Origin of the sequence: Streptomyces sp. Root1310 (assembly GCF_001426425.1) — a bacterium.
Taxonomy (GTDB): domain Bacteria; phylum Actinomycetota; class Actinomycetes; order Streptomycetales; family Streptomycetaceae; genus Streptomyces.
In genome coordinates, this window is record NZ_LMEQ01000001.1 from 1,410,159 (window position 1) to 1,423,572 (window position 13,414).

A 13,414-nucleotide genomic window follows, 5' to 3' on the forward strand; every position below is an offset into this window, starting at 1 on the left:
TCTCTCTCGAAGACCTCGAAGACCTTGGTCCCTGTTCTGCTCAAGACCCCGGTCTCCGCACTCCTCAAGACCCTGGTCTCTGTTTGTCTGTTGTCGTTATACCTGACCGGGCTCGATCGGCTCCAGCAGCCTTTTCGGCTTCAGTAGCGCCCGGCTGACCGGATCCGCCGGATCGGGGTCGAGTCCGGGACCCGGCACCATGAGGACGTCCGGGACCGGTACGACAGTTCCGCAGGCGGGACATTCGCCGTACGGGCCGAGCTCGGTGCCGCAGTCCGCGTGCCGGAAGATCCGCAGCTTGGCCTCGCCGAAGTGCTCGCGGCCCCAGCGGCCGAGCGAGCGCAGGGTCGGCCACAGGGCGACGGCGCGGTCGGTGACGACGTACTCGTCACGCGGCGGGGACTCCTGGTAGCGGCGCTTCTCGAGGATGCCTTCGGCGGTCAGCGCCTGGAGGCGGGCGGCCAGGACGGCGCGCGGGATGCCGAGGTGGACGAGGAAGTCGTTGTAGCGCCGGACGCCGTAGAGGGCGTCGCGGACGACGAGGAGCGTCCAGCGCTCGCCGACGACCTCCAGCGCCCGAGCGATCGAGCACTCCTGTGTCGCGTAGTCCTTGCCGAGTGCCATGACGCCCACTGTAGCCATTTACCCCGGGTTGGTTCAATGACCGAACCGATGGTGCTAGCGTTCGTGGGCATGAGTAGGTTCATTGAACGAACTGATGAGCGTGCCGAGCCGGGCCCCACCCCCGCCTCAGCCCCCGCCCCCGCCCCCGCCCCCGCCTCGGGCGTCGCCTCGGCCGTCGACGCGGAGCCGGTGGCGCCGGTCCGCGCCCGGGCCACCCTCGCCGTGACCAGCGCGGCCACCGCCCTCGCCCTGATGACGTACACCGCGCCGGCGGTGACGCTCGTGGACACCGCCGCCGCGCTGCACACCGCGCCCTCCGCCCAAGCCTGGCTGCTCAACGGCACCCCGCTCGGTCTGGCCGCGGTGCTGCTGGTGGCCGGCAGCCTGGCCGACGACCACGGTCGCCGCCGGCTCTTCGTGTCGGGCACCCTGGCCCTCGCCCTCACCACCCTGCTCGGTGCGCTGGCGACGACGACCTGGCAGTTCACCCTGGCCCGGGTCGCGCAGGGCGCGGCCAGCGCGGCGCTGCTGGCGAGCAGCCTGGGCCTGCTGGTGCACGCCTTCCCCACCCCGCGCGGCCGGCTGCACGCCACCGGGGTATGGGGCGCGTTCGTCAGCGCGGGCATCGCCGCGAGCCCGGTGCTCAGCGGTGCGCTGCCCGGCTGGCGCCTGGTCTACGTCCTGCTCGGCGCCGCGACCCTGCTGGTCGCCGTCGTCGCGCCGCGCGTGCTGACGGAGTCCCGCTCACCGCGCGGCGGCCGTCCGGACCTGCCCGGCGCGGCCGCCTTCGGCGCGGCGACCGTCGCCCTGATCGCGGCCCTGACGCTGGGCCGGGACGGCTGGCTGCGGGCGCCGGTGGGGCTGCTGCTCCTGGCGTCGGTGGCCCTGCTCGGGCTCTTCGTGGTCGTCGAGCGCAGGGTGGCCACCCCGATGATCGACCTCTCCCTGCTCCGCAACCCGGCGTTCCTGGCCTCCTCCACCGGCGGCCTGGTGACCGGCCTCGCGGTGATCGGCCTGTTCAGCTTCCTGCCGACGGTGCTCCAGAAGTCGCTGGGCATGTCCCCGATGGCCACCGCCTGGCTGTTCCTCCTCTGGTCCGGTCTGTCCTTCGTGGTCGCCCTCCAGGCCCGCCGACTGGCCGGCAGCGTCCCGACCCGGGTCCAGCTCGCCCTCGGCTTCGCCCTGCACGCGGCGGGCGTCCTGACCATGCTCGGCGCGGTGCACGCGGGCTCCTGGCACCGGCTGCTGCCGGGTCTCGTCGTCGCCGGCATCGGCAGCGGCCTCCTGAACGCGGCGCTGCCCCTGCTGGCGGTCGAGTCGGTACCGGCGGCCCGCGCGGCGATGGGATCGGGCGCGCAGCAGACCCTGCGCTACGTCGGCTCGTGCGCAGGCGTGGCCCTGACGATCGCGATCGCCACCGGAACGGGCGGCGGCCTGGCCCGGGGGACGGACGTGGCGATGACGGTGTCGGCGGGACTGGCGGTCCTCGGGGCCGTGGGCGTGCTGGGCGCTCTGGGCCTGGCGCGAGCGGCGGCCGCGACGCGGGGCTCGGTCACGTCGGGCGCGGGCTCCCGGGGGCGGAACTGACGGAACCCGCCGCAAGGGACACACCCGAGACGGCCCGCACCACCGACGGACCGGTCACCCCCGGCAGGTGCTTGTATCAACCGATTGACACAAGATCCGGCTCCCGGCATCTTGTACTCACCACTTGATACAAGTACTCACCGGGGGACCCGACATGCTGGACACCGTTCCACCTGAGCGACTGCTCGCCCGCGCCGACCTCTGCGCCCGCTGGGCCGGGCTGACCCTCGGTGCCGTCGTCGCCCAGCAACTGGCGGTGCGGGACAGCGACGACGGCGCCATGACCTTCCTCAGCGCGGTCACCGCGTTCGGACTGTGCGCGGTCGGCGGCGTGCTGCTCGGCGACTCCCTCACCCCCGCCCCCCTCGAAGCGGTCCGCACCGCCAGCCTCGCCCCGCGCCGGGTCCGCGACCACGTACCGCCCCGGATGGCCCCCCTGCTGCTCTTCCAGACGGCGTGCCTCGTCGTCCTCCTGGCGATCGGGGCCACCGCGGCCTCTCCCGACAGCATGGGCCGCGCGGGCCGGGCCGTCACCGTGACGTGCCGGGGCGTGACCAGACCCCTCGGCCCCTGGCCCGGCATCCACTACGCCACCCCGATCCTCGCCTCCCTCGCCCTCGGGACCGCCGCCTGCGTGTGGGCCCTGCGCCGCATCGCCCACCGCCCGGGCGAGAACCAGCAGCGCCACGACCGCTCGTGGGCGATCACCGCGGCCTGGGGACTGCTGGTCTCCAGCCAGCTGCTGCTCGTCCTCGGCATGATCGGCAGGGTGCTGTCCCGCACCACCTGTGCCGGCATGCTGGGCAACATCACCGCCCTGGTGATCTACCCCCTGGGCCTGATCAGCCTGTTCAGCCTGGGCTGGTGCCTGTTCACCATCGTGATCCCCCGGGCCGTCGGCGATGAGTGAACCCGCGGTCCGCGTCGACACCACGAGCCAGGTGCCGCCGTTCGAGCAGATCCGCGCCCAGCTCGCCGCCCTGATCGTCACCGGCCGGCTGACGGAGGGCGAACGCCTGCCGACCGTGCGCCAGCTGGCCTCCGACCTGGGTCTGGCGCCGGGCACCGTGGCCCGCGCCTACCGCGAGCTGGAGGCCGCCGAGCTGATCCGCACCCGTCGGGGCGCGGGCACCCGGGTGGCGGCGCCCCCGTCCGAACCCGCCCGCCCCGATCCGGACCAACTCGCCACTCTCGCCCGCGACTTCACCTCCTCCGCCCGAGCCCTCGGCGCGGACACCGAGGCCGTCCTGACCGCCGTCCGAGAAGCTCTGGAGGAAGGGTCGTAGGCGGAGGCGGCGGCCGAGGCCGCGCCACCGCGGGCGGAGACCCGCGACGCGCCGTGCAACCGCCGCCCCTGCCGGAGCGCTCTACATGACCATGCACAAGACGACCACGCACGGAGTGGCGAAGGACGCGGCGACCGCACACGACGTGACGACGGACGCGGCGACCGCGCTCGGGATCAGGCAGCGTGCGGAAACGTTCGCCCGGCAGCTGGTGCGCTTCGCCTGGCTCCAGGCGCGCTGCTGCGCGTTCGCGGTCGCGCTGCTCGGCGGCATGGCGGTCTCGACCCTGCTCCCGTCCCTGCCGGTGACCCGCTACGACCTGCTGCTCGCCTACGGCGTGCTGCTGACCGCCGTGGGGTTCCTGCTCGGCTGGGAGACCCGTCGGGAGGTCGCTGTCGTCGCCGCCTGCCATGTTCTGGGGCTCGCCTTCGAGATGGTCAAGGTGCGGGTGGGGTCGTGGAGTTACCCCGAGCCGGGACTGGCGAAGATCGCCGGGGTGCCGCTGTACGGAGGCTTCATGTACGCGGCCGTGGGCAGCTATGTCTGCCGGGCCCGGCGACTGCTGGACCTCGCCGTCACCGGCTACCGGGCCCGCGCCACCGCCGCGCTGGCCGTGCTGCTGTACCTCAACTTCCTGACACATCACTGGCTGCCGGACCTGCGTCTGCCCCTCGGCGCCCTGCTGCTGGCCGCGACCGCGGGGACCTGGGTGCACTACACGGTCGTCGAGCACCGGCACCGGATGCCCCTCGCGTTGGGCTTCACGCTGATCGGCTTCTTCCTCTGGCTGGCGGAGAACATCGCCACGTACCTCGGTGCCTGGAGATACCCGTACCAGCTCCACGGCTGGGAACCCGTGTCCGTGTCCAAGTGGGTCTCCTGGGCCCTGCTGATCAGCGTCACCTTCGTCATCTGCGGAACCGGGCGGCACGACGGCGCGCCAGGGCGCGTCTGACGATTCCCGCCGGGCGCGCGACGTCTGGCACGCCCTAGCCCCGGGGCCGGGTCGCGACGAGCGTGCCCCAGACGACCAGGCGGTACCGGGAGGTGTACTCGGGCGTGCAGGTGGTGAGGGTGAGGTAGCGGCCGGGGGCGTCGTAACCGTAGGCGGGCTCGGTGAGGGAACGGGGCACGGGCCGGATGACGCCCGAGTCGCGGGGTGAGGTCTGCGGCAGCATCCTGTCGACGAGATAGGTGTAGGTCGCGTTCCGGGTCGCCACCTCCACCTTGTCGCCCTTCCTGAGGCGGTTGAGGTACCGGAAGGGCTCGCCGTGGGTGTTGCGGTGCCCGGCGACCGCGAAGTTGCCGACCTCGCCCGGCTGTCCGGTGCCGGCGTAGTGGCCGACGTACCCCTTGTTGAGCACGTTCTGCTTGCTGGTGCCCTCGGCGACGGGGACGCGGAGATCGAGCCGCGGGACGCGGAGCACGGCGTAGGCCTGGGAGGAGCGCGGCTCGACGGACGACCCGTTCGTCCCGCCCTGCCCGGTGCCACCGCCGCCGGACGCCGAGGCCGCGCCCCCGGTCGCGTCCCCGGCGGCGGGGCCGGTGCCGGGTTCGCCGCCGCCGGTACCGGCGGGAGCACCGGTGCCCGTGACGGCCCCCCACTCCCGCTCCAGCGCCTCCACCCTCCGCTCGGCGCCGTCCTTGGCCTCCCGGTTGGTCCACCACAGCTGATGCGCGACGAGGAGCAGCACCAACACCCCCGCGGTGACGAGGACTTCGGCTCCACTCCAGAGCACCCGCCGGTAGCGGGCGCGCCGCCGCCGGGTGCTGTGCTGCACAAGGGGGATCCGCTGCCCGAGGAAGCTCCGCCGTACAAGGGGAATCCGCACGCGGGCACCATAAGGGGAGGGGGACAAGGTCTCCAGACCCGTACATACACGGCCCGTTCCCACCCCGTCCGTTCGTCCCCTCGAACCCGTTCCCGGCCCTTTCTCCACAGGTTTGAGAAAGGGCTGTCAGAACTCTCGACAACACCACGGACCGCACCCGATGCTTCGTGACGCACTGAGCCTCCAGTGCGCTCACGCACCCGATCGCCGCCGGCAGGGACACCCGGGAGTCGATCGGAACGAGCCGATTGCTCCACGTGATCGAAGCGGAGAAGTCATGATCCGACGCAGGACACTGCTGGCGGCCACGGGCGGCGCGCTCTTCGGAAGCGCCCTCGCGACGGGCACCGCCCACGCCGACGCGACGATTTCCGTCAACCCGTCGACGACGTACGGAACCTGGGAGGGCTGGGGCACCTCCCTCGCCTGGTGGGCGAACGTCTTCGGCGCCCGGGACGACTTCGCCGACATCTTCTTCACGACCAAGTCGGTGTCCTACAACGGCAAGACCCTCCCCGGTCTCGGCCTCAACATCGCCCGCTACAACCTGGGCGCCTGCAGCTGGAACACGGTCAGCGGGGCGAGCATGGTGGCCTCCGCCAACATCCCCGCGTTCAAGCAGATCGAGGGCTACTGGCAGGACTGGAACAACGAGGACCCCACCTCCTCGGCCTGGGACTGGACGGCGGACGCGGCCCAGCGCGCGATGCTCCAGAAGGCGGTGTCGCGCGGCGCGACGACCGAGCTCTTCGCCAACTCGCCCATGTGGTGGATGTGTTCGAACCACAACCCCTCCGGCGCCTCGGGCGGCGGCAACAACCTCCAGACCTGGAACTACCGCCAGCACGCCTCCCACCTGGCGGCCGTCGCGCTGTACGCGAAGTCGAACTGGGGCGTGAACTTCGCGACGGTCGACCCCTTCAACGAGCCGTCGTCCTCCTGGTGGACCGCGACCGGCACACAGGAGGGCTGCCACATGGACGCGACCGTCCAGTCGGCCGTACTCCCCTACATGCGCAGCGAGTTGGACAAGCGCGGCCTGACCGCGACGAAGATCTCGGCGTCCGACGAGACGAGCTACGACCTCGCCCGCACCACGTGGAACTCCTTCTCGTCGACGACGAAGGGGTACGTGAACCGGGTCAACGTGCACGGCTACCAGGGCTCGGGCGGCCGCCGCGACCTGCTCTACACCGACGTGGTGACGACGGCCGGCAAGGCGTTGTGGAACTCGGAAACGGGCGACAACGACGGCACCGGCCTGTCCATGGCGAGCAACCTGCTCTACGACTTCCGCTGGCTGCACCCGACGGCCTGGGTCTACTGGCAGGTCATGGACCCGTCGACGAACTGGGCGATGATCGCGTACGACGCGAGCACCCTCGCGGCGGGCGCGGTCACCACGAAGTACTACGTGATGGCGCAGTTCAGCCGGCACATCCGCCCCGGCATGACGATCCTCGACACGGGCGTCAGCTACGCGGCGGCGGCGATCGACAAGACGGCGAAGAGGCTGGTCATCGTGGCCGCGAACACCTCCACCTCGGCCCAGACCCTGACCTTCGACCTCGCCCGCTTCACGACGGTGACAGGCGGCTCCTCGGGCCTGGTCCCCCGCTGGAACACCGTGACGAGCGGCTCGGGCGACCTCTACACGGCCCGCTCGGACACCTACCTGAGCGGCAAGACGATCAGCGTGCCGTTCGCGGCGGGCGCGGTGCAGACGCTTCAGGTGGACGGGGTGACGATCTAGGGAGCGCGAGCCGGAGGTCGGCCCCTGGCCTGCACCTATCTCCTTTTTGTCAGCGGCGGGCAGTACGGTGTCGTGCATGCGCCCCGACACGCCTGCCGAGAACGTCGACCACACCGCCGAAGCGGCACGCCTGGAGCGGACCGCCGGTCTGTATCCCGAGGACGCGGAAGCCCTGCTGCTGCAGGCCGCGGCCCACCTGGAACTGGCCGGCGACCGCCCCGCCGCGACGACCTTGTACGACCGTCTCCTGTCCTCCGCGGAGGGTCAGGAGACCCTCGACGCCCCCCACCTGGTCCGCGCCCTGAAGGCCGCCAACCTGTGGGAGTACGGCCACGAGGCCGAGGCCCGAGCCATCATCGACGGCATCCGGGCCGCGGCCCCCCGCGACCCGGCCCCCTGGGTGATCGTCGCGGAGTCGCTGGAAGCCCACGACGAGCTGGAGGCGGCGCAGAAGACGTTCACGGAGGGGGCGACCCTGCTCCTGGCGGACGCGCCGGAGCCCCCGCACGCCGCCCACCCGTTGCTCTTCGGCCGCCACCGGGTGCGCCGGATGCTGGGCGCGGCGCACGACGAGTGGGACCTGCTGGCGGACACCCTCCACTCGCTGCCGGTCTCCCTGGACGAGCTCCACGACCCCAAGCGCGTCTGGTCCCTGGGCTCGGACAACCCGGCGGAACTGGAAGCGGAGATCTCCCGCCTGCGCGCGGAGCTGGGCGCCTTCCGGGAGGAACTGTCCCGCCCGTTCCCGGTCGCCGTCCTGCACTGGCCGGCCGACGAACTGGCGGAACTGATCGCCGCCTACCCGTCCCTGGCGGAGGAGTACCCCTCCCACGGCGAGCACCTGGCGGGCATAGAGGCCTCCCTCACCGAACTGGCCGCCTCGGGCACGGCCAACCTCGGCATCGTCACCGGCACGGTCCCGTCCTACGAGGCCTTCGCAGCCTCAGAGGGCACGTCCCCGTCCGACACGGACCTCCTCCCCCAGTACGCGACGACCCTGGCCGCCCGAGGACGCGCGGTGGGGTGGCCGCCGGAGCGGGGGGCGGGGTGTTGGTGCGGGTCGGGGGTTGCTTATGAGGAGTGCCACAGGGGAGCCGCCCTATAGCCAGGCGACAGCAGGGCCGCGGACACGTTCCGTGACCCCGAAATCGGCCTGGGCGGCTTCTGACCCTCAAGGGAAGATCACCAGCACCACGTTTCCCATCATCTACGTCGAGGTCCTGGTGTAGGACTTAGCTAGGGGTTGATCGCGCCCGTCAAGCCGGAAGTCCGATCTACGGAGGTGAAGCTCGGTAAGACTTGAGCAACGCCTCAAGCGCGCCGGCAGAATGGTTTCGTGTCCGGTGCCGTTCCGTCCTCCCACTCTGTCTCCGCCCGCATGAGCCGCCAAGGCTCCCGCGATACGGCCCCAGAGGTCACCGTCCGACGTCTGCTACATGGCTCCGGCCTTAGCTACCGGGTCAACGTGCCTGTTCCTGGCATGCCCCGTCGAACCAACAACATCGTCTTCAGCACAGCCAGGATCGCGATCTTCCTGCACGATTGCTTCTCGTACGGCCGCCCGAACACGCAACGCACTCGAGTGACGACAGACGTTCGTGAGGCCCAACGACCGTGAACAGCGTGATGCCCTCCTCTTCCGGGGTCTCAGCCCGCATGAGCAGACAGGTGAGCAAGGACACGGGAGCCGAGCTGGCCGTGCGCCAGCTGCTGCACGCGGCGGGGCTGCGTTATCGCGTGGAGTACCCCGTTCCGGGCATGCCCCGCCGCCGGATCGACATTGCTTTCACCGGAGCCAAGATCGCGGTCCTCATCGACGGCTGCTTCTGGCACGGCTGCCCGCAGCACGCCACCTACCCGAAGGCCAACGCGGAGTGGTGGCGACAGAAGCTGGACCGGAACATGGCCCGCGATCGGGAGACGACGGAGCATCTGATCACGGAAGGCTGGACAGTGCTGCGGTTCTGGGAGCACGAGGCTCCCGAGGAAGTGGCCGTGCGGGTGGGGGCAGCCGTGGAGCGGCGTCAGACAGAACGGACCAGGGGGAGAAGAGAATGAGTGGGCTGACCTTCGTGGATGTGTGCTCCGGGGCGGGTGGGCTCGCCCTCGGACTGGAGCAGGCGGGGTTCGAGCCGCGCCTGCTGCTGGACGACGACGAGGCCGCCGTCAGGACCCTGCGGATCAACCGGCCGCAGTGGAACGTGCTTCACACCGACCTGCTCGACTTCGACCCTGCCGAGCACCGTGTGAGCCACGACGTGGATCTCCTCTCGGCCGGCCTGCCACGAGTGAAGTCGAGTGCGACCGTCCGGCGGGCAGATTCGGGTGTGGAGGAGCGGCTGTTGGAGGCCACGGTCTATCTCGTCCATGCGATCAGACCTCGGGCGGTACTCATCGAGAACGTTCCCGGGCTCGCTCACGCGGACGAGTACCAGCAGTTTCGTGACTTCGCCCGGGCCGAACTGACCCACCTGGGATACGAGTTCAGTTGGTTCGTCATGAACGCCGTCGACTTCGGCGTACCGCAGAGCCGTAAGCAGGGCGTTCTGGTAGCCGTGGAGCGGCAACGTGCCAAGCCCTTCCGGCCGCCGACAGCAACCGTACAGCGGCCGACGACGGTCGGTTCCGCCTTGGGGCCGTCCATGGCCTCACGCGGTTGGCAGGACGCCGCCCGTTGGGCCGCGCAGGCCGATCGACCGGCTCCTACGCTGGTCGGCGGCTCGAAGAATCGGGGCGGCGCCGACCTGGGGCCGACGGGAGCCAAGCGGACATGGGCGACCATGGGCGTCAACGGTCACACCGTGAGCGACGAGATCCCCGGTCCGGACTTCGTGTGGAATCCCGAACTCGGCAGGGACAACATGGTGAAAATCACGGCTGCGCAGGCGGCGCTGTTGCAGGGCTTTCCTGAATCATGGGAGATCACCGGGCTGAAGACCGCCCGGTACCGCCAGATCGGGCACGCGACGCCGCCGCCCGTCGGAAATGCCCTGGGCCAGGCCATCGCCGAGGCACTGGATGCAGATCCGACGATCTTCATTGCCGGCTAGACTTCCGCCACATGACCAGCACGGCGTCTCACCAGTCCATCCTCGACAAGCCCTTTGTCCTGGATCTATTCGCAGGTCCCGGCGGGCTGGATGTCGCAGGCCGCGTGCTCGACATCCCGAGTCTCGGCATCGAGTGGGACAGGAGCGCGTGTCTCACGCGATACGCAGCAGGGCTGGACACCCTCCACGCCGATGTGAGCGCGGTACGCAGGGACGCCTTCGAGTCGCTGCCACCAGAGATCAACGTGCTCGCCGGTGGCCCGCCCTGTCAGACGTACTCGGTGGCAGGGCACGGCTCCGGGCGGAACGCACTGGACGAGGTCAAGAAGTACATCGAGCGTCTGATGAAGGGCGACTCCGACCAGGCGATCGACGAGGATTTGAAGACGTTCAGCGACGATCCGCGCACGGCGATGGTCCTCGAGCCTCTGCGGTACGCCATCCAGGCGACGAGGAGCCCCAACCGGGACAGGCGCCCCTACGACGTCATCGTCTTGGAACAAGTCCCCGCCGTCGAGGCGCTCTGGCACCACTACGCCAAGGTGCTGAAGGAGATCGGACTGCCCGACGGAACCAAGTACGAGGTCGTCGTCGATGTCCTCGACACCGAGACGTACGGGGTACCACAGACGCGGTCCCGCGCCGTGCTGATCGCACGGCGGGAAGGGCTCGGTGAGCCATCGCTTCCCCGGGGCACTCACCTTCCCTACGTGGCGAAGGAATGGAATCGAAGGAGTGACCAGGCCACGGGGCAGGTCCTTCAGCCGTCCCTTGACGACGACATCGCAGCGGAAATCGAAGAAGACGGGAACGCGGGCAGGAAGGCTGAAGAAGCCCCGCAACACTGGAGGTCCATGGGTGAAGTGCTCGCCGAGCCGGTGGGCACGCATCCGGGGCGTGTCACTCCCTTCCTGGTCCGCTCGAACTACGGAAGTTCAGGCAACCCAGGGCGACGTGGGGTGCGGAGCGACCAGCAGCCCGCCGCCACCGTAACCGGCCGCATCTCCCGCTTCGTGGTCTTCCAGCACCTCGACGAGAACATCGTCTACGAGGGCGCGCGATTCAGCATGAACGAGGCGGGGATGCTGCAGAGCTTCCCGCCGGACTATCCGTGGTCCGGTACGGCACGCGCCCAGCAGGTGGGCAATGCCGTGCCGCCCCTGTTCGGTGCGCACCTGCTGAGCGCCGCGCTCGGCCTTCCCGCCCCAGCCCCGGAGGTACTGAGGGAGCCGTGGCAGCCGGCCACGGAGGAAAAGCGGGCCAAGCTGCGAAGCCACGGCTGCGGGGCCACTGACGACTGCACCGCCCGGTGCCCGGTGCCCGAGGACCAGACGCCGCCCCGCTCTTCCGCTCGCCCGCGCAAGAACAGGAAGGTGTCGGCACAGTAGCTCGCGAGCAACGGAGCCAGGTCAATCCTCGCTCTTCCTGCCCCTGACCGGCGCAGTCTCGAACAGCTCCGCGAAGTAGTCGGAGAGCGCAACCACGGACTCCTCCCGGACAGGATCCTCGTCAGGCCCGTCTGGGAGACGGCGTCGATCGACGGGTGGTGCCGATCCCGCCTCCGCGATCCAATCCCGCAAGCGAGCGGGGTCCCGAGGCCCGTCCGGTGCGAGGACGTCGTAGACCAAAGTCGCTCCGGCCGCGTTGATCGCAACACTGAGGCCGAAGATCTCTCGCCCAGTGGTGACCTGTCCACTCCTCAGGAGTCGGACCAAGGCCTGAGCGGTGGGGCGATGATCGATCAGCTCCATCCGGAGAACCGTGTGGATGAGGTCCTGGTTTCCGCAGGCCGCCTCGACCGGCTCGTAGTCCCGCCCGTTTCGGAAGAGCTCAGCCGCCCACCACAGACGGGAGAAGCACTGCCGGTCCGCGGGGCCGCGGAAGCGCTCTGCGGCAATGCGTCTTTCCGGCTTGTTGGCCGTCGGCTCTGACAGGTGCCGCCAGGCGACGTAGTCAGGGGCCACAGCCAGGGCGATGTGGTTCCACAGACGCTTGTCTGCCGCTTCTCGCCGCGTCAGACGCAGGGTGGCGTGGAGACGTGTGGCCAGCCATGCGTCGGCCCGCGTGCGGTCCTCCCGGAACTCGTACATGGCGTCTTCCACCAGGCTGCGGACCGGCTCGACCAACCACCTGGCGTCGTCCTCCGGGAGGGGTTCGACGACCTTGGCGAGATCGATGCCGCCGTGCACCTGTTCGCCTGTGAGCAATTCCTGCGTGAGGAACGGATCGACAGCCGAGGTGGCGAGCAGCGCCAGGCGCTCGGGTACGTGGTTCGGTGCGGTGATCACGTCTCACTCTCTCGGTTCATCTGTTCCAGACTGCGGATAGCGTAGGCAAGCGCCCTGGTGGCATCTGCACGGCGGACCGCCGCGTAGTGGATGCGGGTCTGGAGTTCCACCCAGCCCGAGTCCCCGGTGCGGCGGCGATGGACCTGCCGTAGGGCCTCCTCGACCTGCACGCCGGGAAACACATCCGGGAGCATTTCCCGCAGCACCTCGCCCTGCCAGTCGGTCGGGAAGACGGGGCCGCTGCCGGGTTCCACCTCCAAGTCACCGATGGCACCGTGGAACACCGCGGTCCAGACGTCGGTGGCCATCTGGGCGACCAAGAGGTCACGCACCTTGCTGTCCACGCCGGAGCCGCTGCTGCCCAACAGCCCGATGACCCCCTCGACATCCGTGTTCACGAACACGGTGGGGACTCTGGCCGAGGTGTCCACGAGCCAGGGCGCGTCCGCGTAAGCCTGCAACCACTCCCGGGAGCTCTTCCTGAACGAGGCTTTCTGCACGTCTAGTTGGAGCCCACGGACCGGGTCGTCGGAGACCGTGTCGACGATCCAGCTCCGATCGATCTCCGCGATCGACCGTCCGTGTACTCCGTCCACCGTCCCGACGGCGTAGACGGCGAGGGAGGCCCGACCCAAGTGCTCGTCACGGAGCACCTCCAGGGGGCCCGACCAGTCACGGCCGTCCTCCGCGTCACGCGTGAGGTCCACAGAGGTGCGGACATTGGTCTCGCCGTCCGTCAGAACGGCGAGGACGCGCAGGTCGGACCAGGCCGCGTCCGGCGCGTTCGCGCCGGGCGGCAGCGTCGCCGAGAGGTCGATCGTGGCGCTCACCCAGTCGGTGTGGCCCGCGATGCCGAGTGCGACCGTCTGCTGCTGGGTGGAGTACGCGGTGGTCTCCAATTGGTCGCGGGTGCCGTCGGAGAGCCTGAGGGACACCGAGGTCACTCTGAGAACGACCGGCCGGTTGAGCCGCTTGTACGGGTAGATCTTCACTC

At 70.1% G+C, this 13,414-nt stretch carries 14 protein-coding genes; 10 read left to right on the plus strand and 4 right to left on the minus strand.

All coding sequences use genetic code 11. The annotated features are described in order from the left end of the window. Positions 1 to 96: 96 nt before the first annotated feature. Complete coding sequence (locus tag ASD48_RS06175; RefSeq protein ID WP_057600357.1) at positions 97 to 624, minus strand: helix-turn-helix domain-containing protein; 528 nt, start codon at positions 622 to 624, stop codon at positions 97 to 99. 69 nt (positions 625 to 693) lie between these two features. Between ASD48_RS06175 and ASD48_RS06180 the strand changes: the two genes are divergently transcribed. The 4 genes from ASD48_RS06180 (at position 694) to ASD48_RS06195 (ending at position 4,452) form a co-directional block, all read left to right on the plus strand. Beyond that, on the plus strand, positions 694 to 2,211 hold the full coding sequence (locus ASD48_RS06180; RefSeq protein ID WP_242432511.1) for an MFS transporter: 1,518 nt from the start codon (positions 694 to 696) through the stop codon (positions 2,209 to 2,211). 154 nt (positions 2,212 to 2,365) lie between these two features. Then, positions 2,366 to 3,121 (plus strand): hypothetical protein, encoded by a 756-nt coding sequence (locus tag ASD48_RS06185; protein WP_057600358.1) that lies wholly within the window; start codon positions 2,366 to 2,368, stop codon positions 3,119 to 3,121. After that, positions 3,114 to 3,497 (plus strand): GntR family transcriptional regulator, encoded by a 384-nt coding sequence (locus tag ASD48_RS06190; RefSeq protein ID WP_020132258.1) that lies wholly within the window; start codon positions 3,114 to 3,116, stop codon positions 3,495 to 3,497. The genes ASD48_RS06185 and ASD48_RS06190 overlap by 8 nt, the downstream gene beginning before the upstream one ends. A gap of 85 nt (positions 3,498 to 3,582) precedes the next feature. Then, positions 3,583 to 4,452: a DUF817 domain-containing protein gene (locus ASD48_RS06195; protein ID WP_242432512.1), complete on the plus strand. Its 870-nt coding sequence runs from the start codon at positions 3,583 to 3,585 to the stop codon at positions 4,450 to 4,452. A gap of 34 nt (positions 4,453 to 4,486) precedes the next feature. On the opposite strand, the gene ASD48_RS06200 is transcribed toward ASD48_RS06195, so the two are convergent. Further along, on the minus strand, positions 4,487 to 5,329 hold the full coding sequence (locus tag ASD48_RS06200; RefSeq protein WP_242432513.1) for a class E sortase: 843 nt from the start codon (positions 5,327 to 5,329) through the stop codon (positions 4,487 to 4,489). 277 nt (positions 5,330 to 5,606) lie between these two features. On the opposite strand from ASD48_RS06200, the gene ASD48_RS06205 reads away from it, so the two are divergent. From ASD48_RS06205 to ASD48_RS06225, 6 genes are all read left to right on the plus strand, one after another. Beyond that, positions 5,607 to 7,082 (plus strand): beta-1,6-galactanase, encoded by a 1,476-nt coding sequence (locus tag ASD48_RS06205; RefSeq protein ID WP_057600360.1) that lies wholly within the window; start codon positions 5,607 to 5,609, stop codon positions 7,080 to 7,082. A 76-nt stretch (positions 7,083 to 7,158) separates the two neighbouring features. Continuing rightward, positions 7,159 to 8,187, plus strand: coding sequence for a hypothetical protein (locus tag ASD48_RS06210; protein WP_057600361.1), 1,029 nt, complete (start codon positions 7,159 to 7,161; stop codon positions 8,185 to 8,187). Between the two features lie 273 nt (positions 8,188 to 8,460). Further along, positions 8,461 to 8,700 (plus strand): hypothetical protein, encoded by a 240-nt coding sequence (locus ASD48_RS41565; protein ID WP_079073623.1) that lies wholly within the window; start codon positions 8,461 to 8,463, stop codon positions 8,698 to 8,700. Between the two features lie 38 nt (positions 8,701 to 8,738). Continuing rightward, the gene (locus ASD48_RS06215; RefSeq protein ID WP_057601037.1) at positions 8,739 to 9,140 is read left to right on the plus strand and encodes a very short patch repair endonuclease; all 402 of its coding nucleotides are present in this window, start codon (positions 8,739 to 8,741) and stop codon (positions 9,138 to 9,140) included. Next, positions 9,137 to 10,132 (plus strand): DNA cytosine methyltransferase, encoded by a 996-nt coding sequence (locus ASD48_RS06220; RefSeq protein WP_057600362.1) that lies wholly within the window; start codon positions 9,137 to 9,139, stop codon positions 10,130 to 10,132. The genes ASD48_RS06215 and ASD48_RS06220 overlap by 4 nt, the downstream gene beginning before the upstream one ends. Positions 10,133 to 10,143: 11 nt before the next feature. Continuing rightward, positions 10,144 to 11,520: a DNA cytosine methyltransferase gene (locus ASD48_RS06225; protein WP_057600363.1), complete on the plus strand. Its 1,377-nt coding sequence runs from the start codon at positions 10,144 to 10,146 to the stop codon at positions 11,518 to 11,520. A 21-nt stretch (positions 11,521 to 11,541) separates the two neighbouring features. On the opposite strand, the gene ASD48_RS06230 is transcribed toward ASD48_RS06225, so the two are convergent. Both ASD48_RS06230 and ASD48_RS06235 read right to left on the minus strand, forming a co-directional pair. Further along, positions 11,542 to 12,420, minus strand: coding sequence for a DUF6339 family protein (locus tag ASD48_RS06230; RefSeq protein ID WP_057600364.1), 879 nt, complete (start codon positions 12,418 to 12,420; stop codon positions 11,542 to 11,544). Then, complete coding sequence (locus tag ASD48_RS06235; protein WP_057600365.1) at positions 12,417 to 13,412, minus strand: hypothetical protein; 996 nt, start codon at positions 13,410 to 13,412, stop codon at positions 12,417 to 12,419. Before ASD48_RS06235 ends, ASD48_RS06230 begins: the two co-directional genes overlap by 4 nt. Positions 13,413 to 13,414: the final 2 nt, after the last annotated feature.